This is a genomic window from Phenylobacterium glaciei (genome assembly GCF_016772415.1).
GTDB classification, from domain to species: Bacteria; Pseudomonadota; Alphaproteobacteria; order Caulobacterales; family Caulobacteraceae; genus Phenylobacterium; species Phenylobacterium glaciei.
The window spans coordinates 3499741-3517670 of the sequence record NZ_JAGSGD010000001.1 but is presented as its reverse complement, the minus strand read 5'-3'; the positions used below and the strand labels follow the sequence as shown (position 1 = coordinate 3517670).

Sequence of the window (17930 nt, the reverse complement as noted above, 5' to 3'; positions counted from 1 at the left end):
CCCTGCGCGTCGGGGCGCTGGTGATCCTGCCCACCGAGACAGTCTATGGCCTGGGCGCCGACGCGGCCAATCCCGCCGCCGTGGCCGCCATCTACGAAGCCAAGGGCCGCCCGCGGTTCAATCCGCTGATCAGCCATGTGGCTGACCTCGCCACCGCCGAACGGCTGGCGGTGTTCGACGACCGGGCGCGAGCGTTGGCCGCGGCCTTCTGGCCGGGCCCCCTGACCCTGGTCCTGCCGATCAAGCCCGACACCGTGGTCTGCGATCTGGCCCGCGCCGGGCTGGAGACCATCGCCATCCGCGTCCCCGCCCACCCGCTGGCCCGCGAGCTGCTGGCCCGTTTCGGCGGTCCGGTGGTGGCGCCTTCGGCCAACCGCTCGGGGCGGCCCAGCCCGACGACCTATGCCGACGCCATGGAGGAGACTGGCGAGAAGGCCGCCGCCAGCCTCGATGGCGGGCCCTGCGCCGTGGGCCTGGAATCCACCGTCGTCGCCCTGCTGGACCAACCGCGCCTGCTCCGGCCGGGATCAGTGACGCGCGCGCAGATCGAGGCGGTGATCGGACCCCTCGCTGAAGCCGAAGACGACGCCAAGCGCTCGCCCGGCCGGCTGGCGCGGCACTACTCGCCGGAAGCTCCGGTGCGGTTGAACGTTCAGGCGCCGGAGGCCGGTGAGGCTTATCTGGCCTTCGGTCCGACCTCGGTCACCGGCAATGTCGTGAATCTCAGCGCGACGGGCGATCTGCGCGAAGCCGCCGCCAACCTCTTCGCCTACTTGCGCGCCGCCGATCGCACGGCGCCCACCGCCATCGCCGTCGCCCCCATTCCCGCCGAGGGCCTGGGCGAGGCTATCAACGACCGCCTGATCCGCGCCGCCGGCTACGTCGGCTGAAGCGCCGAGCGGATGTCGGTGCGGGCGAAGTCGTCGCCCTTGTAGAGCAGCGGCGCGTCGAGCTTCTTGGCCAAGGCATAGGCGAAGCTGTCGCCGAGATTGAGGCGGGCCGGGTGATAGCCACGACCGAAGGCAAGGTAGGCTCTGAGGGCTTCCGTATGATCGGCGCCCCCTGCATAGACCGTGACGCCGATCTCAGAGAGCCAGCGGTTCAAGTCCTTCTCGTCAGACAATCGGCCTCGTCCGATCAGAACGAGGCCTGCTTCAAAGGCGTTCACGCTCGAAATCAGCGCCGCGGCGCTGTTTTGCAACGCTTCTGCAAACGCCGCAGCGTCGTCCTCGCCATCACTGAGAGCCACGAGCGCCGAAGCGTCCACGACCATCATGGGCGGTTATCCAGATCCTCGGACTCCGCCCACAGATCATCGAAGGTTTGTTTCGTGGCGTTCACCTTGCGCTTGTCCAGGCCCACCGCCTTTCTGAAGCGCTCCGTTGCGGCCATGATCTCGGCCATCGTCGGGCGCGGTTTCACCTTGGCGTTTTCCAGGGCCAGCCGCAGCTTTAGCGCCTCGTCGATCGCGCCGGTCAGGCTCTCGCCAGTGAGGGCCGCGAGCTCCCGCGCCCGCTTCTCAACATCGACATTCTTGATCAGGATGGCCATGGCCGATCTCCTATATATACTGGAGTATATACTGGCCTGCGCCGAGACGGAAGCGTAGGCTCCGGCCCCATGACCATCTCCGTTCCCGCCGATGTCCTGTCCCGCCTGAAGGCCGTGCTTGGCGAGGGCGGGTGGAGCCAGGACCCTGACCGCCTGGCGCCCAAGCTGCTGGAATGGCGCGACCGCTGGAAAGGGACCACGCCCTTCCTGGCCCTGCCCAGGACCACGGCGGACGTCTCGGCCATCGTCGGCATTTGCCATGAGGCCGGTGTGCCGATCACGACGCAGGGCGGCAACACCGGCCTCGTCGGCGGCCAGATTCCGCAGGGGGAAATCCTGCTCTCCACCGAGCGGCTATCGACCATCCGCGACGTGGACGCCTTCGACGACGTGATCGTGGCCGAGGCCGGCGTGACGCTCGCCGCCGTCCACGAGGCGGCGCTGCAGGTGCGGCGGCGCTTCCCCATGGGCCTGGCCTCGGAGGGCACGGCCACCATCGGCGGCATCGTGTCGACCAACGCCGGGGGCACCGCGGTGCTGCGCTATGGCAACACCCGCGACCTGGTGCTGGGGATCGAGGCGGTGCTGCCCAATGGCGAGATCTGGAACGGTCTGAAACGCCTTCGCAAGGACAACACCGGTTACGACTTGAAGCAGTTGTTCATTGGCGGAGAGGGGACCTTGGGCGTCGTCACCGCAGCGAGCCTCAAGCTGTTCCCGATCCTCGCAAGCCGCGCCACGGCGGTGGCGGCGGTGGAGTCGCCGGAGGTGGCGATCCAGCTGCTGGTCCGTGCCAAGGAGGAGGCCGGTGGGGCGGTCGAGGCCTTCGAGCTGATGGGCCGGCGGGGTGTCGAGTTCGTCCTGAAGAACATCCCAAACCAGCGCGACCCGCTGCACCGGTCCTATCCCTGGTACGTGTTGATCGAGATCGCCTCGGGCGAGCCCGGCGCGGCCGGGGCGGCCATGGAGCGGTTGCTGGGCAAGGCGCTGGAGGACAGCCTGATCCTGGACGCGGCCATCGCCCAGAGCGAGGCCCAGGCCAAGGCCTTCTGGTCGGTTCGGGAGAACCAGTCCCCGGGCCAGAAGCCCGAGGGGGCCACCTGGAAGCACGACATCTCCGTCCCCGTCAGTCAGGTGGCCAAGTTCATCGCCCAGGCGACCGCGGCCATGGAGGCCTTCGCGCCGGGCTGCCGGATCACCGCCTTCGGTCACGTCGGCGACGGCAATATCCACTACGATGTCATCCGCCCGGACGGCGGCGACGACGCGGCCCACTCGGCCAAGCGCAACGAGGGCTCGCGCATCGTGCACGATATCGCCGCGGCCATGGGCGGCTCGATCTCCGCCGAGCACGGCCTGGGCTCGATGAAGACCGAGGAGGCCCGGCGTTACAAAAGCCCGGTGGAGGTTGCGGCGCTGTCTGCGATCCGGCAAAGCCTGGACCCCAAGCGGATCATGAATCCCCGCGTCTTCTTCTGAGCCGCCATGCTGATTGTCCTGTCCCCCGCCAAGGCGATGAACTTCGCCGCGCCGGACAAACCCCTGCCGATGACCACCCCGGAAATGGCCGAGGATATCGCCCTCCTGTCGCAGACCACGCGAAAGCTGACCGTGGCCCAGGTGAAGCGGCTGATGAGCCTGTCGGACAATCTCGCCAAGCTGAACCGCGACCGCTTCCAGGCCTTCGACCCGGCCATGGAGGAGGGGCTGCAGGCCGCCTTCGCCTTCAACGGCGACGTCTATATGGGCTTCAAGGCCCGTGAGCTGGACAAGAAGGCCCTGGCCTTCGCCCAGGACCATGTCCGCATCCTGTCAGGGCTCTATGGCCTGCTGCGGCCGCTGGACGGCATCCAGCCCTACCGGCTTGAAATGGGCACGCGGCTGAAAACCAAGCGCGGTCCCAGCCTCTACGCCTTCTGGGGCGACAAGGTCGCCAAGGCGCTCAACGAGCAGGCTGCCGGCCATAAGGACCCGACCCTGGTGAACTGCGCCAGCCAGGAATATTTCGGCGTCGTGGACCTGAAGGCCCTGACGCTGCCGGTGGTGAACGTGCGCTTCGTCGAGGAGAAGGACGGCGAGGCCAAGGTGATCAGCTTCTACGCCAAGAAGGCCCGTGGCCTGATGGCCCGCTACGCCGTCGACCATCGCATCCAGAGCGCGTCGGACCTGAAGGCCTTCGACAGCGAGGGCTATCGTTTCCAGCCCCAGGCCTCCAGCGACACCGAATGGGTGTTCACCCGGCCCCAGCCGCGGCTAGTGAGCGCCCGCAAGCCGGGTTAGGGTCTGACTTGAACGCGGCCGATCCGAGCCGCCGGGGGAAGCATATGAGCAAGAGCGACACCGGACCTGTGGTCCTGATCACCGGGACCTCCACGGGGGTGGGCTTGCACACCGCCATCGCCTTTGCGCGGGCCGGCTACGTCACCATCGCCACCATGCGCGACACTTCGAAGAAGAAGGACCTGTTGGCCCAGGCCAAGGCGGCCGGGGTGAAGGTCAAGGTCGAGAAACTCGACGTCCAGAAGAAGAAGTCCATCGCGGCCTGCGTCGAGAAGGTGATCCGCAAGCACGGCGGCATTGATGTGCTGGTGAACAACGCCGGGGCGGGTTTCCTGGGCAGCCTGGAACAGACCACCGACGCCGACCTTGAGCGGACCATGGGCATCAACTTCTTCGGCGTCTGGCGGATGACCAAGGCGGTCTTCCCGCACATGCGCGAGCGCGGCTCGGGGCGGATTATCTCGGTGACCAGCATCGGCGGCCTGATCGGCCAGCCCTTCAACGACGCCTATTGCGCAGCGAAGTTCGCGGTGGAAGGGATGATGGAATCCCTGGCGCCCCTGGCCAAGCGGCTGGGCGTGCAGATCAGCCTGATCGAGCCCGGCCCCATCAATACCGAGTTCGTCAACAGCGTCCGCGCCGTCAGCGACCTCTCGGCCTACGCCCCGCCCTATGACGCCATCGTGCAGAAATACATGGGGGCCAGCACCGGCGTCTTCGCCCAATACGGCCAGACCGGCGCCGACATCGCCGAGGTCATCCTGGGCGCCGCCACTGTCGAGACGCCCGACTTCCGCTACATCACCTCTGACTTCGCCAAGCAGGTGGTGGGGCCCAAGGTCGTGGACCCCACCGGCAACAACGTGGTGGAAGCCTTCGCCAGCCGTCTCTAGCCTATTTCTTCAGCCCATCGACGGCGGCCAGGACCGCGGCGACCGGCGGGCGGGACTTGTAGCCCTCCTCGGCGAGCTTGGCCTGGACGACGCCCCGCGGCGAGATGACGAAGATCGCCGGCATGGGGACGCCATAGGCGAAACTGTCGGGCTTGTACTGCGGGTCACGCAGCTTGAAGGCGTCGATGGTCGCCGATCCGGTATCCGAGAGGAAGGCGTAGGGGATTTCCCGCTGCTCAGAAAAGCGGGTCAGGACCTCGGGCGGATCGTAGCTGAGGGCCACCAGCCGGTAGCCGCGCTGGGCCAGGGGCGCCTTGGCGTCCTTCAGCTCGATGAGCTGCTTCTGGCAATAGGGGCACCACTTCGCCGACCGGAAGAAGACCAGCACCACGCCATTCTTGTCCGACAGATCCCGGACGGTCACGGGCTTGCCCGCCATGTCGCGGGCCGCGATGGGCGGGATGCGGGAGCCCACCGCGGGACCGGGATCAAAGGCGGCCGCGGCGGCGGGCCAGGCGAGCAGCAGGGCGGCGAACAGAGGGGCGAGTTTCATCGGGATCTCCCAGCCGCCGACACGGCGGACGTCATCTGTCCTTCGGGCCGATCCGGGCAAAGGTTTCAGCCGAAGGTCGGGCTGAAGCGGATAGTGTCGCGGGCCAGGCCGTCCATGACCACCTGGGCGCCGCCGCTCTTGATCATCCATTCCAGGCGGTGGTCGCGGTACTCGCGCTTGAATAGGCCCTGTTTCACCAGCTCGGCGACATTGGGCATGGCCGAGGCGGCGGCCGCCGCGCCGGCTTCCTTGGTCGTTTCGGCGACCGAGGGGCGGGCGTTGGCGCGGGTGAGCCAGTCGGAGAGCCTGCTGCCGGCGGCCGGCGGATTGCCGTGGCCCACTGAGCCGTTGAGATAGGGGACCACGGCCAGATCGCCCCAGCCGAAGCTCTCGCCGTTGAACCAGGGCCGGTCGGCGAGCTGGCTTTCCAGCCAGGCGAAGAAACCGGCCGTCTGTTCGGCGGCCTTGGCGATCAGGGTCTGGGCCAGGTCACCCTCGGCGCGGCGGAACCAGTAGATCTCCGACAGGCCCCAGTTGATGGCCTCGAAGTGGGTGTCCATCACCTCCTCCAGCATCCGGACCCGCGCGCGCTCGGCGGGGCTGGCGGGCAGCAGGGCCGGGTTGGGCCAGCGGTCCTCGATATATTCCAGGATGATGGTGGAATCGAAGATGGCCGTTTCGCCGTCCACCAGGGCCGGGACCTCGGCGCGCGGATTGGCGGCCAGGAAATCGCCTTGCGCGCCGCCGGCGCCTAGACCGCCCGGCGACACCGCCTGGAAGGGCTGACCCTTCTCGCGCAGGGCGATCTTGACCTTCTGGGCATAGGGCGAGAGCGGGTGGTCATAAAGCGTCAGCATGGCGGTCCTCCCAGCGTTTTCGCCAGGAGGGCCGCCCCAACGCCGGGGAAGTCAAATGGCCTGGCCCGCCGCTTGACGGACCGGGCGTAACCCCGGCCTCTGTAATCCCAACACGTCCAAGAAACGGACTCGGGAGCAGACGCCATGGCCTACAAACCCTTCGACCTGACCGGCAAGGTGGCCCTTGTCACCGGCGGCAATGGCGGCATCGGCTTTGGCATGGTCGAGGCGCTCGCCCAGTCCGGCGCTGACGTGGTGATCTGGGGGTCGAACCCCAAGAAGAACGCCGACGCGGAAGACAAGTTGAAGAGCTTCGGCGTGCGAGTCCTGACTCAGGTGGTGGACGTCGCCGACGAGCACGCGGTGAAGGCCGGGATGGCCGAAGCGATCGCCAAGATGGGCCGCATCGACACCGTGATCGCCAACGCCGGGATCGGGGGCGGGGCGCCGTCCTTCTCGGACTTTTCCACTGAGATGTATCGCAAGGTGCTTTCGGTGAACCTGGACGGGGTGTTCTTCACCTTCCGCGAGGCCTGCAAGCACATGGTCGAGCGGGCGGGTTCCGGCGACAAGGCGGGCGGTTCGCTGGTGGTGATCTCGTCGCTCTCGGCCCTCGACGGCGCGCCGAAGAACGAGGCCTATGCCGCCACCAAGGGCGCGGTGATCTCGATGATCCGCGCCATCGCCGTGGAACACGCCCGCTATGGCGTCCGGGCCAACGCCATCCTGCCCGGCTGGATCGCCACCGATATGACGGCGGGCGCCCAGGGCAACGACAAGTTCAACGACGCCGTGATCAAGCGGGTGCCCGTGCGCCGCTGGGGCCAGCCGGCCGACTTCGGCGGCATGGCGGTCTATCTGGCGTCGGACGCCTCGTCCTTCCACACCGGCGACAGCTTCCTGATCGACGGCGGATACGGCGTCTTCTGATGCTCTGACCTTGGGTCATGGTTCCCATGGACGGCGTGCGGCGCCATCCTGCCTGACAAAGAAACTTCGGGAGAAAACGCCATGACGCTGCACACCCCGCTTTGCGACCTCTTGGGAGTCAAGCACCCGATCATGCTGGCCGGCATGGGAGGTGTCTCCTATGCCGAGCTGGTGGCGGCGGTCTCCAACGCCGGGGGCTATGGCGTGCTGGGCATGGCCGGCCGCACGCCGGAGTTCATCCGCGACGAGATGCGCAAGGTCAAAAGCCTCACCGACAAACCCTTCGGCGTCGACCTGCTGGCCGCGTCCCCGGAGAGCCTGACGGCCTCGGTGGAGATCATCATCGATGAGGGCGCCTCCAGCTTCGTGGCCGGCCTGGGCGTGCCTATGCCGATCATGGAGAAGCTGAAGAAGGCCGGCCTCAAGGTCATGGTGGTGTGCGGGGCGGTGAAGCACGCGGTGAAGGCCGAGCAGGCCGGCTGCGACGCGGTGATCTGCCAGGGCGGCGAGGGCGGCGGCCATACCGGCCTCGTCGGCACCATGCCCCTGGTGGCCCAGGCCGTGGAGGCCGTGAAGATCCCGGTGGTGGCGGCCGGCGGCCTCTATGACGGGCGCGGCCTGGCCGCGGCCCTGACCCTCGGCGCCGTCGGCGTCTGGATGGGCACCCGCTTCATCGCCAGCGACGAGGCCCATGCCGGCGAACTCTACCGCCAGACCATCGTCGAGGCCGCCGACGAGGACACCGTTCGCACCCGCTCCTATTCCGGCAAGCCGATGCGGGTGCGCAAGAACCCCTATGTCGAGGACTGGGAAACCCGTCCCCAGGACATCCAGCCCTTCCCCCAGCAGGCCATGCTTTCGAGCCGCGCCGGCGTCATGGGCGGCATCGGCGGCCAGATCGAAGGTCTCGACGCCGACAAGTCCTGCTTCGCCATGGGCCAGTCGGCGGGCGGCATCCACGCGGTGCTGCCGGCGGCCCAGATCGTGGCGAACTTGGTGAGCGAAGCCGAGGCCGCGCTCGCCCGGGCGAGCAAGCTGGTGAAGGTGACGGCCTAGACTGCTTCTCCCTCCCCTTCATGGGGAGGGGCAGACCGCGTTAGCGGTCGGGGTGGGGGAGTCTGGCCAGTGCTCCCCACCCGTCCGGCGTTCCGCCGTCCTCCCTCCCCATGAAGGGGAGGGAGGGTCAGGGCCGCTCCGTGAACGTGTGGATCGCGCGGACTTCCATCACCCAGCCGAACTGCTCGCCGGCCGGCAGGGCGGCGCACCAGGGTGAGGCTGGTCATTCACCTTGCCCCTCGGCGGCTCGCGCCTCGCGCTCCTTGGCCTCGGCGTGAGCCGCCAGCCGGTCGAGTTTGGGCGACCAGAACCGCTGGTAGCGGGCCAACCAGTCGGTGGCGGCGCGCAGGGGTTCGGGGACGAGGCGGACGGCGACGGTACGGCCGGACTTGGTGCGGGTGATCAGGCCGGCGTCGCCCAGCACATCGAGGTGCTTCATCACCGCCGGCAGCTTGATGGCGAAGGGCTCGGCGAGCGCGCTGATGGACAGGCTGTCCTCCTGCTCCAGGCGCGCCAGGATAGCCCGGCGGGTGGGATCGCCCAGGGCGGTGAAAAGCCGGTCCAGGTCGCGGGGTTCATAGTTCACCATGTGGTGTACTATTTGGGCGACGCGGGGATTTGTCAATCGAGGGGCGCGGTCGGGGTGGAGGCGCTGGACGCCTCCACCCCTCGCGAGCCGCTGGGCTGGGGGTCAGCCTCGGCGGCGGGGGCCGTCGTCCTCCGGGGGAGGTCGGAACGCCGGCGCGTCGGTTACGCAGCCAGCTTGGCGGCGGTCTGCGCGATCTTGCGGCCCTGATAGCGGGCGCCGGTGAGTTCGTTCTCGCTGGGCTGACGCGAGCCGTCGCCGCCGGCGATGGTCGAGGCGCCATAGGGGCTGCCGCCGGTGATCTCATCGAGGGTCATCTGGCCGGCGTGGCCGTAGTCCAGACCGACGATCACCATGCCGAAGTGCAGCAGGTTGGTGATGATCGAGAACAGGGTGGTCTCCTGGCCGCCGTGCTGGGTGGCCGTCGAGGTGAAGGCGCCGCCGACCTTGCCGTGCAGGGCGCCCTTGGCCCAGAGGCCGCCGGCCTGGTCCAGGAAGCTGGCCATCTGCGAGGGCATGCGGCCGAAACGGGTGCCGGCGCCGACGATGATGGCGTCGTAGTCGGCCAGGTCTTCGATCTTGGCGATGGGGGCGTCCTGGTCGAGCTTGAAGTGGGCGCCCTTGGCGATCTCTTCGGGGACGGTCTCGGGGACGCGCTTGATGTCCACCGTGGCGCCGGCCTCGCGGGCGCCTTCGGCCACGGCCTTGGCCATGGTTTCGATGTGCCCGTAGGCGGAGTGGTAGAGGACGAGGACCTTGGTCATGGCGGGGTTTCCTGGGGAGGAGAAAGCGAAGGGGGCCGCCCCGGCTTTCACCGGGGCGGGAAGGGTTTAGGCGGCGTCGACGAGGACGAGTTCGCTGTCTTCCAGGGCTGTGACCCGGACCGTGGCCTCGTCGCGGATGGCGGCGCCGTCACGGGCGTTCAGGGTCACGCCATTGACCTCCACAGAGCCGGTGGCGGGCACCAGGTAGCCGAAGCGGTCGGCGCCCAGTTCGTACTCGGCGGTCTCGCCGGCTTTCAGCGTGGCGGCCACGACGCGGCCGTTGGTGCGGATCGGCAGGACATCGGTGTCGCCTTCGACGCCGCTGGCCAGGGTGACGAACCGGCCGGCGCGGTCACCCTTGGGGAAGGGCTTGGCGCCCCAGCTGGGGGCCCCGCCGGTCCTGTTGGGCTGGATCCAGATCTGGAACAGGGTGGTGGGTTCGTTTTCCAGGTTGAACTCAGCGTGACGGATGCCAGAGCCCGCGCTCATCACCTGAACGTCCCCAGCCTCGGTGCGGCCTTCGTTGCCCAGGCTGTCCTTGTGGGTGATGGCGCCGGTGCGCACATAGGTGATGATCTCCATGTTCGCGTGGGGGTGCGGCGGGAAGCCGGAATTCGGCGCGATCTTGTCGTCGTTCCAGACCCGAAGCGGGCCCCAGCCCATGCGCTTGGGGTCGTGGTACTCCGCGAAGGAGAAGTGGTGCTTGGCGTCGAGCCAGCCGTGGTTGGCGCCGCCAAGCGAGTCAAAGGATCTGCGTTCGATCATCTCGAGGTCTCCTGGTTTGGTGAGGGCCGCTGGCCGGGAGGCCGCGCCGCTGTTGAGATCAAAGTAGACCTTCCTCCACATTCCGAAATAGAAACGATGGAAACAGATCGTTTCGGAAATCGTCATGTCCCGTCTTCCCGACTTCGAGGCCTGGGCGGTGTTCGCCAAGGTGGCCGAGACCGGCGCCTTCGCCCGCGCCGCCCTTGAGTTGGAGCTCTCCAAGGCCACGGTCTCCAAGGCGGTGTCGCGGCTGGAGCAACGGCTGGGGACCAGCCTGTTCCACCGGACCTCGCGCAAGCTGGCCCTGACCGAGAGCGGTCGCACCGCCCTGGAACGGGCGTCGCGCATCCTGGCCGAGGGGGAGGCGGTGGAGGCCGAGGCCGCCGCCCAGTCGACGACGCCCCAAGGTCTGGTGCGGCTGGCCGCGCCGATGTCCTTTGGCACGCGGCACCTGGCGCCCCTGCTGCCGGAATTCCTGCGGCTGTATCCCGAGGTCTCCGTCGACCTCAGCCTGTCGGACCAGAAGGTGGATCTGGTGGGGGAGGGGTTCGACCTGGGCCTGCGGATCGGCAAACTGGCCGATTCCTCGCTGCTGTCGCGGCGGCTGTGCGGGGTGCGGTTGGTGCTGGTGGGGTCGCCGGCCTATCTGGCCGAGCATGGGACGCCGGCCCATCCCCGCGATCTGCTGTTCCACAAGGCCCTGACCTACGCCTACGTCCTGACCCCGGAGGTTTGGCGGTTCGTGCACGCGACCCAGGGCGAGCAGGCGGTGAGCGTGTCGGGGCCCCTGAAGGTCAACAATTCCGACGCCCTGATCCCGGCCTTGCGGGAAGGGCTGGGCCTGGCCCTGCAGCCGGAGTTCATCGTCTGGCCGGAACTCGCGGACGGCGCCTTGGTATCTGTGATGTGCGACTGGCAGGCGCCCGCCATCCCCCTGCACCTGGTCTCGCCCCCCGGTCGGCTGCGGCCGGCCCGGGTGCGGGTGCTGTACGACTTCCTGGCCCAACGCCTGGCGACGGCGCCCTGGGCGATGGTGGAGGAGGCTAGTTCGCCACCGGCTTCGTGAACGACCCGAAGCTGGCCAAGCAGCCCTGCCAGACGCCGATGTGCTGCTTCACCTCCTCGGTGGTCATCCGCAGGTTCACCAGGGTGGCATAGGCGACGTTGGGCTTGCCGTCATCGGCGATGAAGGCGCGGCAGGCGACCTGGCCCTGGTTGAAACTGTTGATCTGGTTGAGGCTCACCCCCTTGGCGGCGAAGGCGGTGGAGAAGATCAGGGCGTGGCAGGCCTTGCCCTTGGCGTCGCAGTCGACGTACTGGGCGCCGAAGTCACCGCCGGGGGTGGTGATGTTCAGGAACACTACGGTGGCCTCGGTCTTCGCGATCTCGGCCTTGGCGTCCATCGACTTCAGCAGGGTGACCAGGGCCGCAGGGTCGCGGATGTCGAACGGGCCGGACTTCGGCGCCGCCGGCTTGGCCGGGGTGGCGGCTTGGGCGGCGACCGCCAGGGCGGCGATGGCGGCGGCGAGAGTGGCGATACGCATGGAGCTTCCTTGGACGTTCGAGCCGTGGATAGTTCCACGCATCCGGCGGCAGGAGAATGGCGCTCGCCTTGTGCGCGCTGCGGGATGACAAAATCGGCGATCATCCCTTAAGTAAGCAGATGCGCCGTTTGATGCTGACCCTCGCGCTTGCCGCCATGGCCTTCCCGGTCCTCGCCCAGGATCGTAGCCCGGCCCTGCGTCAGAACCTGGTGGACCTGGCCTATGTGCTGGGGGAGAGCCACGCCCTGCGCCAGGCCTGCGCAGGTCTCGACGACCAGTACTGGCGCACCCGGATGATGAACCTGGTGAGCACCGAGAAGCCTGACACGGCGCTGGACGCCCGCCTCAAGGAAAGCTTCAACACCGGCTTTGCCTCGCGCCAGAGCGAGTTTCAGGCCTGCAGTCCCGCCAGCCGTCGGGCCGAGCTGGCCGCCGCCAACCACGGCCTGGATATCTCCAATCGCCTTGCCAAGGTGATGATCAAGACCGACCGGGAAGCCCCGCCCACCATCTTCGAGATGAACGCGACAGGCGAGCAGTCCCCGCGCTAAACTCTCCGGACGCTTAGAGCGTGACAGCCTGAAGTGGATGCCGGTTCAGGCGCCCGTCACGCTCTAAACTCAAAGTGACGAGCCTGTTTATCCGTTTCAGATGAGGCCATCTGAAACGGACAGGCTCTTGTCGGAGATCTCGTCATGGCCGCCGCGACCATCGCGTCTATCGCCTTCCTCATCCTGGCCCTGGTCATCGTGCTGGGCGCCATCAAGATCGTGCCCCAGGGCCGCGAGTTCACCGTTGAGCGGTTCGGCCGCTACACCCGCACCCTCAAGCCCGGCATCTCCTTCCTGACCCCCTTCGTCGAAGGTGTGGGCCGGCGCATCAACATGATGGAGCAGGTGCTGGACGTGCCGCGCCAGGACGTGATCACCAAGGACAACGTCTCGGTCCAGGTGGACGCCATCGTCTTCATCCAGGTGATGGACGCCGCGGCCGCCGCCTACCGCGTGACCAATCTCGACTACGCCATCACCCAGCTGACCATGACCAACCTGCGCACCGTGGTGGGCAATATGGAGTTGGACGAGGTGCTGAGCCAGCGCGACCAGATCAACACCCGCCTGCTGGATGTCATCGACCAGGCCACCAGCCCCTGGGGGGTGAAGGTGGCGCGCATCGAGATCAAGGACCTGCAGCCGCCGCCGGACATCACCAACGCCATGGCGCGGCAGATGAAGGCCGAGCGCGAACGCCGCGCGGTGATCACCGAGGCCGATGGCGAGAAGCAGGCCGCCATCACCGTGGCCGAGGGCGCCAAGCAGGCCGCCATCCTGCAGGCCGAGGGCAGGCGGGAGGCCGCCTTCCGCGACGCCGAGGCTCGGGAACGGGCGGCCGGCGCCGAGGCTGAGGCCACCAAGCTGGTGTCGGACGCCATCGCCAGCGGCGACGTCAACGCCATCAACTACTTCGTGGCCCTGAAATACGTGGAGGCCTTCGCCAAGCTCGCCGAGAGCCCGCAGCAGAAGACCGTCATCGTGCCCGCCGACATGGGCTCGCTGGTGGGCTCCATCGCCGGCATCGGCGAGCTGGTGAAGTCGATCCAGTCCGACAACCCGCCGCCGCGTCCGCCGCAGCCGCCGCGGGCGACGGCGGTTCCCAAGGCGGGGAGCTGAGCCGGTGGGCGGCCTGATCCAACTGGCGGTGGCCAATCCGTTCTGGGTGTGGGCGGCCGTGGCCGCCCTGATCCTGGCGACCGAGGTGGCGACGGGGTCCGGCTGGCTGCTGTGGCCGGCCGCGAGCGCCGCGGCCGTGGCCATCGCGGCGCAGCTGTTTCCGCAACTGGGCTGGGTCGGGGCCGTGGTCCTGTGCGCGGGTCTGACCATCGTCACCACCCTGTTGGCGCGGCGCTTCTGGCCGCCGCATCAGCCGGGCGACGCCCACGACATCAACGACAATACCGCCCGTCTCGTCGGCCATCACGGCAAGGCGGTGGCCGACTTCCGCGACCGTTCGGGCCGGGTGTTCATTGACGGCAAGGAATGGGCGGCCGAGCTGGACGAGGACGCCGTCCTCGCCCATGGCGCACCGGTCGAGGTGACCGGTGTCAGCGGAACGCGTTTGCGGGTGCGCCCGGCTCGCTGATCTCCGAGAGGAAGACCCGCAGGGCCTTCAGGAAGGGCGTGGCGGCCCTGAACTCCTCGTCGGTGAAACCGTCGCGCAGGGCTTCGGTCTTGGTCTTCATGTCCCGCATGACGCCGTTGGACACCTCAATCCCCGCCCGCGTGATCTTCACCCGCTTCTTGCGGCCGTCGGCGGTGTCGGCCAGCACGGCGATCCAGCCCATCTGGGACATCTTCTGCAGGATATTGGTGATGGCGCCCTTGGTCATCAGCAGGATGCGGGCGAGCTCGGCCGGGGTCTGGCCGTCGCCGTGGCGCATGAACCACTGCAGCAGTTCAAAGTGGGCGTGGGTCATGCCGGGCGGCAGATGCTTGGTCACCGCCATGCGCAGATAGTGCTCGATGGCGCCGATCTCGGAGAACACCTCCACGAAGGGGTGAGCCTGGACGGCGGGCGCGTTGCGAAGGGTTGGCGTCGACATGCGCGCCTCCATATCGTTCAATCGTGAACGATATGGGAAGCTCTGCTTGTGGCCGCAACCCGCCCGCGATCTTTATTCCGCCCTTATGCGCCGGCGCGATCTCCGGAATTCAATCCTTAGGCGTGCAGGGTGCATGATGCGCTCCGCGAGTGGCGATGCGCTCCCGCATCGTGCGCGTCGTCCCAGAGACATTGCTACGCATGACCCCCGAGCCCAGCGTCGCGACCGCCCACCCGCCGCGCCGCTTCCTGCCTCTGGCCCTGGGGTCCATCGGGGTGGTGTTCGGCGACATCGGCACCAGTCCCCTCTACGCGTTCAAGGAGGCGGTGGGCCAGGCCGCCAAGGATGGCCTGACCCCGCCCGAGGTGATGGGCGTGGTGTCCCTGGCGCTCTGGGCCCTGATTATCGTGGTGACGGTGAAGTACGTCGTCTTCCTCATGCGCGCCGACAACAGGGGCGAGGGCGGCGTGCTGTCGCTGATGGCCCTGGCCCAGAGGGCCGTGGGGCGTCGGACGCCGCTGATCCTGATGCTGGGCCTCGGCGGCGCGGCCCTGTTCTACGGCGACGCGGTGATCACCCCGGCCATCTCGGTGCTCTCGGCCATCGAAGGGCTGCGGTCGGTGCCCGCCATCGCAGACCACATCACCCTGGGGGTGGTGTTGAGCATCACCATCGCCATCCTGGTGGGGCTGTTCCTCATTCAGTCCTCAGGCACCAGCAAGGTGGCCCGGTTCTTCGGGCCCATCTGCCTGCTGTGGTTCGCGGTCATCGCTGTCCTGGGAGCCATCCACCTGCGCGACGCGCCGGGGATCGTGATGTCCATCAACCCCTATTTCGGCGCGCGCTTCATGCTCGACCACGGGATGGCGGGCCTGCTGGTGATGGGTTCGGTGTTCCTGACGGTGACCGGCGCCGAGGCCCTCTATGCCGACATGGGCCATTTCGGGCGCTGGCCGATCCAGTCGTCCTGGTTCTTCATTGTGCTGCCGGCCCTGATCCTCAACTATCTGGGTCAGGGCGCCCTGACCCTGGCGACCCTGCATAAGGTCACCGAGCAAGGACAGGCGTTCCAGAACCTCGACTGGTTCTTCCTGCTGGCCCCGGAGATGCTGCGCGCGCCGCTGGTGGTGCTGGCCGCCTGCGCCACGGTGATCGCCAGCCAGGCGGTGATCACCGGCGCGTTTTCCCTTTCGCAGCAGGCGATCCAGCTTGGTCTGCTGCCGCGCATGACCCTGCTGCGCACCTCGGAAACCGAGGCCGGTCAGATCTATGTGCCGCAGATCAACCTGCTGCTGCTGGTGGGGGTGATCCTGCTGGTGGGGGTGTTCAAGACCTCCACGGGCCTGGCTCAGGCCTACGGCCTGGCGGTCACCGGGACGATGGTGGTGACCACCTCCCTGGCGATCATCGTGGTGCGCCGGCTGTGGAAGTGGAGCCTGCTGGCGACGGTGGCCCTGATCGGGCCGCTGCTGCTGGTGGACCTGGTCTTCCTGGGCTCAAACGCCCTCAAGCTGCTGTCCGGCGGTTGGATCCCGCTGGTAATCGGCGGCTCGCTCATGGTGCTGATGGGCGTGTGGGTGAAGGGCTCCCGGTTGCTGCAGGAGAAGCGCCGCCAGGACTCCCTGCCGCTCGACGACTTCCTGAAGCTGATCGCCCCACGCGCCAAGCGCGTCCCGGGCGCGGCCGTCTATCTCACCGCCGACCCAGCCGTGACGCCCGGCGCCCTGCTGCACAACCTGAAGCACAACAATGTCCTGCACGACCGCAACGTGCTGCTGGCGGTCGAGATCGACGATGCGCCCCGCGTCTCCGACGCCGACCGGTTGACCTATGAGACCCTGAGCGAGGGGTTCAGCATCGTGCGCCTGCGCTACGGCTTCATGGAGCGGCCGAGCATTCCGCGCGGCATGCTGCTGTTGCGCAAGCAGGGGGTGACCTTCGACGTCATGAACACCTCCTTCTTCCTGGGGCGCCGGACCGTGGTCGCCGGGCGGTCCTCCAAGCTGGCCAGGTGGCAGGAAAAGCTGTTCATCTTCCTGACCAAGAACGCCGCCAGCCCCACGGACTTCTTCCAGATTCCGCCGGGGCGGGTCGTGGAGCTGGGGGCCCAGACAACGGTCTAGCGCTTGGCCAGGGCTTCCTTGAGCCCCTTGCCCGCCAGGAAGTCGGCGTGCTCGTTGAGCTCATGGCCGGCGTGGCCCTTGACCCAGCGCCAGTCGACGGTGTGACGGTCGCGGGCGGTGTCGAGCCGGCGCCAGAGGTCCTCGTTCTTCACCGGCTTCTTGTCGGCGGTCTTCCAGCCGCGCTTCTTCCAGCCATGGATCCACTCCGAGATGCCCTTCATGACGTAGGTCGAGTCGGTGTGCAGCTCGACATGACAGGGCTTGATGAGCGCCTCCAGCGCCTGGATGGCGGCCATCATCTCCATGCGGTTGTTGGTGGTGTCGGGCTCGCCGCCGCAGATGTCCTTGCGATGGCCGCCGGAGATCAGCAGCGCGCCCCAGCCGCCCGGCCCCGGATTCCCCGAGCAGGCGCCGTCGGTATAGATGACCACCTTGGTGTCGCTCACGCCTGATCCCCGAACAGTACGAGGTCAGGCGCCTCGCGGTGGACCGCCAGCTTGCGCTCGTATTCCAGCGGGTCCTTGGGGCGGACCAGAGCGCCGGCCGGGGTCGAACCCCAGGCTTCGAGCCGAGTCAGGAAGAACCGCATGGCCGCGCCGTGAGCCAGGATCGGCAGGGCCTGACGCTCGGCCGGGCTCAGCGGGCGGTGGGTCTCGTAGCCAGCCACCAGGGCGCGTGCGCTGGTGATGTTGAAACTGCCGTCGGCCTCGAAGCACCAGGCGTTCAGGGCCACGGCGATGTCATAGGCCAGGGTGTCGACGCAGGCGAAGTAGAAGTCGATGGCCCCGGCGAACTTACCCCCTGAGAAGAACACGTTATCGGGGAAGTAGTCCTCGTGGATGATCCCCTGAGGCAGGCCCTGGGGCCAGGTCCGGGCCAGCCTGTCCAGGTCCGTGCCGATGGTGGCGGCAAGCCCCGGCTTCAGAGCCTCGGCGTCCTCCCGCAGCGTGGCGAACAGCGGCGCCCAGGCGGCCTGGCCCAGGGCGGGCTTTCGCGTCCCCGGGAAGCCCCGCGCGGCCAGGTGCAGTCGCGCCAGACCCTCACCGGCCTCGCGGCAGTGGGCGGCGGTGGGCCGGCGGACCGAGAGGCCCGGCAGGAATTCGATGATGGCGGCGAGCTTGCCGCGCACCTGCTTTATGGTCTGGCCCGCGCGGTCGGCGACCGGCGAGGCGCAAGGGTAATCGTGCCGAGCCAGCCAGCGCATCAGGTCCAGGAAGAACGGCAGCTCCTCCGCCTTCATCCGCTTCTCGTACACGGTCAGGAAATAGCGCCCGACCGTGGTCTCCAGCATGAAGTTGGAATTCTCCACGCCCTCCGCGACGCCCTTGAACGCCACGGCGGTCCCGAGGTCGTAGTCGGCGAGCAGGAGCGCGAGCTCCTCATCGTTGATGTCGGTATAGACGGCCATGTCGGGCTCGGGATGGGGGAG

The 17930-nt window shown here is 67.9% G+C and carries 22 protein-coding genes; 11 read left to right on the top strand and 11 right to left on the bottom strand.

The window, feature by feature from the left end; translation table 11 throughout:
* Positions 1 to 2 precede the first annotated feature (2 nt).
* On the top strand, positions 3 to 890 hold the full coding sequence (locus JKL49_RS17380; RefSeq protein WP_215906613.1) for an L-threonylcarbamoyladenylate synthase: 888 nt from the start codon (positions 3 to 5) through the stop codon (positions 888 to 890).
* Here the strand turns inward: JKL49_RS17380 and JKL49_RS17375 are convergent.
* Together JKL49_RS17375 and JKL49_RS17370 are read right to left on the bottom strand one after the other, a co-directional pair.
* Complete coding sequence (locus JKL49_RS17375) at positions 878 to 1276, bottom strand: type II toxin-antitoxin system VapC family toxin (protein WP_215342119.1); 399 nt, start codon at positions 1274 to 1276, stop codon at positions 878 to 880. The two genes, JKL49_RS17380 and JKL49_RS17375, sit on opposite strands and share 13 nt — an antisense overlap.
* A complete protein-coding gene (locus tag JKL49_RS17370; protein ID WP_215342117.1) occupies positions 1273 to 1551 on the bottom strand; it encodes a type II toxin-antitoxin system VapB family antitoxin in 279 nt (92 codons plus the stop codon). Before JKL49_RS17370 ends, JKL49_RS17375 begins: the two co-directional genes overlap by 4 nt.
* A 69-nt stretch (positions 1552 to 1620) precedes the next feature.
* Here JKL49_RS17370 and JKL49_RS17365 point away from each other — a divergent pair, with 69 nt between their 5' ends.
* The 3 genes from JKL49_RS17365 to JKL49_RS17355 are packed head-to-tail and all read left to right on the top strand — an operon-like array spanning position 1621 to position 4724.
* Complete coding sequence (locus tag JKL49_RS17365) at positions 1621 to 3030, top strand: FAD-binding oxidoreductase (RefSeq protein WP_215342115.1); 1410 nt, start codon at positions 1621 to 1623, stop codon at positions 3028 to 3030.
* A 6-nt stretch (positions 3031 to 3036) separates the two neighbouring features.
* Positions 3037 to 3831 (top strand): peroxide stress protein YaaA, encoded by a 795-nt coding sequence (gene yaaA / locus JKL49_RS17360; protein ID WP_215342113.1) that lies wholly within the window; start codon positions 3037 to 3039, stop codon positions 3829 to 3831.
* Between the two features lie 44 nt (positions 3832 to 3875).
* Positions 3876 to 4724 carry an SDR family oxidoreductase gene (locus tag JKL49_RS17355; RefSeq protein ID WP_215342111.1) on the top strand — a complete coding sequence of 283 codons (849 nt, stop codon included), beginning with the start codon at positions 3876 to 3878 and terminating at the stop codon, positions 4722 to 4724.
* 1 nt (position 4725) lies between these two features.
* On the opposite strand, the gene JKL49_RS17350 is transcribed toward JKL49_RS17355, so the two are convergent.
* Both JKL49_RS17350 and JKL49_RS17345 read right to left on the bottom strand, forming a co-directional pair.
* Positions 4726 to 5277, bottom strand: a complete 552-nt coding sequence (locus tag JKL49_RS17350) for a peroxiredoxin family protein (RefSeq protein ID WP_215342110.1) — start codon at positions 5275 to 5277, stop codon at positions 4726 to 4728.
* A 65-nt stretch (positions 5278 to 5342) separates the two neighbouring features.
* Complete coding sequence (locus JKL49_RS17345) at positions 5343 to 6134, bottom strand: glutathione S-transferase family protein (protein ID WP_215342107.1); 792 nt, start codon at positions 6132 to 6134, stop codon at positions 5343 to 5345.
* Between the two features lie 144 nt (positions 6135 to 6278).
* Here JKL49_RS17345 and JKL49_RS17340 point away from each other — a divergent pair, with 144 nt between their 5' ends.
* Both JKL49_RS17340 and JKL49_RS17335 read left to right on the top strand, forming a co-directional pair.
* Positions 6279 to 7064: an SDR family NAD(P)-dependent oxidoreductase gene (locus tag JKL49_RS17340; RefSeq protein WP_215342105.1), complete on the top strand. Its 786-nt coding sequence runs from the start codon at positions 6279 to 6281 to the stop codon at positions 7062 to 7064.
* An 81-nt stretch (positions 7065 to 7145) separates the two neighbouring features.
* Positions 7146 to 8120, top strand: a complete 975-nt coding sequence (locus JKL49_RS17335; protein WP_215342103.1) for an NAD(P)H-dependent flavin oxidoreductase — start codon at positions 7146 to 7148, stop codon at positions 8118 to 8120.
* Positions 8121 to 8343: 223 nt separating this feature from the next.
* Here the strand turns inward: JKL49_RS17335 and JKL49_RS17330 are convergent, their stop codons facing one another.
* From JKL49_RS17330 to JKL49_RS17320, 3 genes are all read right to left on the bottom strand, one after another.
* Positions 8344 to 8709, bottom strand: a complete 366-nt coding sequence (locus tag JKL49_RS17330; protein WP_215342101.1) for an ArsR/SmtB family transcription factor — start codon at positions 8707 to 8709, stop codon at positions 8344 to 8346.
* A 161-nt stretch (positions 8710 to 8870) separates the two neighbouring features.
* Positions 8871 to 9470 (bottom strand): NAD(P)H:quinone oxidoreductase, encoded by a 600-nt coding sequence (gene wrbA, locus JKL49_RS17325; protein ID WP_215342099.1) that lies wholly within the window; start codon positions 9468 to 9470, stop codon positions 8871 to 8873.
* A 66-nt stretch (positions 9471 to 9536) separates the two neighbouring features.
* Positions 9537 to 10235 (bottom strand): pirin family protein, encoded by a 699-nt coding sequence (locus JKL49_RS17320; RefSeq protein WP_215342097.1) that lies wholly within the window; start codon positions 10233 to 10235, stop codon positions 9537 to 9539.
* Positions 10236 to 10359: 124 nt separating this feature from the next.
* Here JKL49_RS17320 and JKL49_RS17315 point away from each other — a divergent pair, with 124 nt between their 5' ends.
* Positions 10360 to 11301, top strand: a complete 942-nt coding sequence (locus JKL49_RS17315) for a LysR family transcriptional regulator (RefSeq protein WP_215342095.1) — start codon at positions 10360 to 10362, stop codon at positions 11299 to 11301.
* Here JKL49_RS17315 and JKL49_RS17310 read toward each other — a convergent pair.
* On the bottom strand, positions 11279 to 11779 hold the full coding sequence (locus JKL49_RS17310; RefSeq protein ID WP_215342093.1) for a type III secretion system chaperone family protein: 501 nt from the start codon (positions 11777 to 11779) through the stop codon (positions 11279 to 11281). The two genes, JKL49_RS17315 and JKL49_RS17310, sit on opposite strands and share 23 nt — an antisense overlap.
* Before the next feature lie 119 nt (positions 11780 to 11898).
* Here JKL49_RS17310 and JKL49_RS17305 point away from each other — a divergent pair, with 119 nt between their 5' ends.
* The 3 genes from JKL49_RS17305 (at position 11899) to JKL49_RS17295 (ending at position 13918) form a co-directional block, all read left to right on the top strand.
* A complete protein-coding gene (locus tag JKL49_RS17305) occupies positions 11899 to 12330 on the top strand; it encodes a TIGR02301 family protein (protein WP_215342091.1) in 432 nt (143 codons plus the stop codon).
* Positions 12331 to 12474: 144 nt separating this feature from the next.
* The gene (locus JKL49_RS17300) at positions 12475 to 13449 is read left to right on the top strand and encodes an SPFH domain-containing protein (protein ID WP_215342089.1); all 975 of its coding nucleotides are present in this window, start codon (positions 12475 to 12477) and stop codon (positions 13447 to 13449) included.
* A gap of 4 nt (positions 13450 to 13453) precedes the next feature.
* A complete protein-coding gene (locus JKL49_RS17295; RefSeq protein ID WP_215342088.1) occupies positions 13454 to 13918 on the top strand; it encodes an NfeD family protein in 465 nt (154 codons plus the stop codon).
* Here JKL49_RS17295 and JKL49_RS17290 read toward each other — a convergent pair.
* Positions 13881 to 14378, bottom strand: coding sequence for a MarR family winged helix-turn-helix transcriptional regulator (locus tag JKL49_RS17290; protein ID WP_215342086.1), 498 nt, complete (start codon positions 14376 to 14378; stop codon positions 13881 to 13883). The genes JKL49_RS17295 and JKL49_RS17290 overlap by 38 nt on opposite strands.
* Positions 14379 to 14578: 200 nt before the next feature.
* Between JKL49_RS17290 and JKL49_RS17285 the strand changes: the two genes are divergently transcribed.
* Positions 14579 to 16501, top strand: coding sequence for a potassium transporter Kup (locus tag JKL49_RS17285; RefSeq protein WP_249778107.1), 1923 nt, complete (start codon positions 14579 to 14581; stop codon positions 16499 to 16501).
* Here JKL49_RS17285 and rnhA read toward each other — a convergent pair.
* Positions 16498 to 16947, bottom strand: coding sequence for a ribonuclease HI (gene rnhA / locus JKL49_RS17280; protein WP_215342082.1), 450 nt, complete (start codon positions 16945 to 16947; stop codon positions 16498 to 16500). The two genes, JKL49_RS17285 and rnhA, sit on opposite strands and share 4 nt — an antisense overlap.
* A complete protein-coding gene (gene thrB, locus JKL49_RS17275) occupies positions 16944 to 17909 on the bottom strand; it encodes a homoserine kinase (protein WP_215342081.1) in 966 nt (321 codons plus the stop codon). Before thrB ends, rnhA begins: the two co-directional genes overlap by 4 nt.
* Positions 17910 to 17930: the final 21 nt, after the last annotated feature.

Coding starts and splice junctions, on each gene's coding strand:
- JKL49_RS17315 (WP_215342095.1), top strand. CDS start 10,360: ATGTCCCGTCTTCCCGACTTCGAGGCCTGGGCGGTGTTCGCCAAGGTG.
- JKL49_RS17335 (WP_215342103.1), top strand. CDS start 7,146: ATGACGCTGCACACCCCGCTTTGCGACCTCTTGGGAGTCAAGCACCCG.
- JKL49_RS17365 (WP_215342115.1), top strand. CDS start 1,621: ATGACCATCTCCGTTCCCGCCGATGTCCTGTCCCGCCTGAAGGCCGTG.
- JKL49_RS17370 (WP_215342117.1), bottom strand. CDS start 1,551: ATGGCCATCCTGATCAAGAATGTCGATGTTGAGAAGCGGGCGCGGGAG.
- JKL49_RS17285 (WP_249778107.1), top strand. CDS start 14,579: ATGACCCCCGAGCCCAGCGTCGCGACCGCCCACCCGCCGCGCCGCTTC.
- yaaA (WP_215342113.1), top strand. CDS start 3,037: ATGCTGATTGTCCTGTCCCCCGCCAAGGCGATGAACTTCGCCGCGCCG.
- JKL49_RS17355 (WP_215342111.1), top strand. CDS start 3,876: ATGAGCAAGAGCGACACCGGACCTGTGGTCCTGATCACCGGGACCTCC.
- JKL49_RS17320 (WP_215342097.1), bottom strand. CDS start 10,235: ATGATCGAACGCAGATCCTTTGACTCGCTTGGCGGCGCCAACCACGGC.
- JKL49_RS17305 (WP_215342091.1), top strand. CDS start 11,899: ATGCGCCGTTTGATGCTGACCCTCGCGCTTGCCGCCATGGCCTTCCCG.
- JKL49_RS17350 (WP_215342110.1), bottom strand. CDS start 5,277: ATGAAACTCGCCCCTCTGTTCGCCGCCCTGCTGCTCGCCTGGCCCGCC.
- JKL49_RS17310 (WP_215342093.1), bottom strand. CDS start 11,779: ATGCGTATCGCCACTCTCGCCGCCGCCATCGCCGCCCTGGCGGTCGCC.
- JKL49_RS17330 (WP_215342101.1), bottom strand. CDS start 8,709: ATGGTGAACTATGAACCCCGCGACCTGGACCGGCTTTTCACCGCCCTG.
- JKL49_RS17290 (WP_215342086.1), bottom strand. CDS start 14,378: ATGTCGACGCCAACCCTTCGCAACGCGCCCGCCGTCCAGGCTCACCCC.
- JKL49_RS17375 (WP_215342119.1), bottom strand. CDS start 1,276: ATGATGGTCGTGGACGCTTCGGCGCTCGTGGCTCTCAGTGATGGCGAG.
- thrB (WP_215342081.1), bottom strand. CDS start 17,909: ATGGCCGTCTATACCGACATCAACGATGAGGAGCTCGCGCTCCTGCTC.
- JKL49_RS17300 (WP_215342089.1), top strand. CDS start 12,475: ATGGCCGCCGCGACCATCGCGTCTATCGCCTTCCTCATCCTGGCCCTG.
- JKL49_RS17340 (WP_215342105.1), top strand. CDS start 6,279: ATGGCCTACAAACCCTTCGACCTGACCGGCAAGGTGGCCCTTGTCACC.
- wrbA (WP_215342099.1), bottom strand. CDS start 9,470: ATGACCAAGGTCCTCGTCCTCTACCACTCCGCCTACGGGCACATCGAA.
- JKL49_RS17345 (WP_215342107.1), bottom strand. CDS start 6,134: ATGCTGACGCTTTATGACCACCCGCTCTCGCCCTATGCCCAGAAGGTC.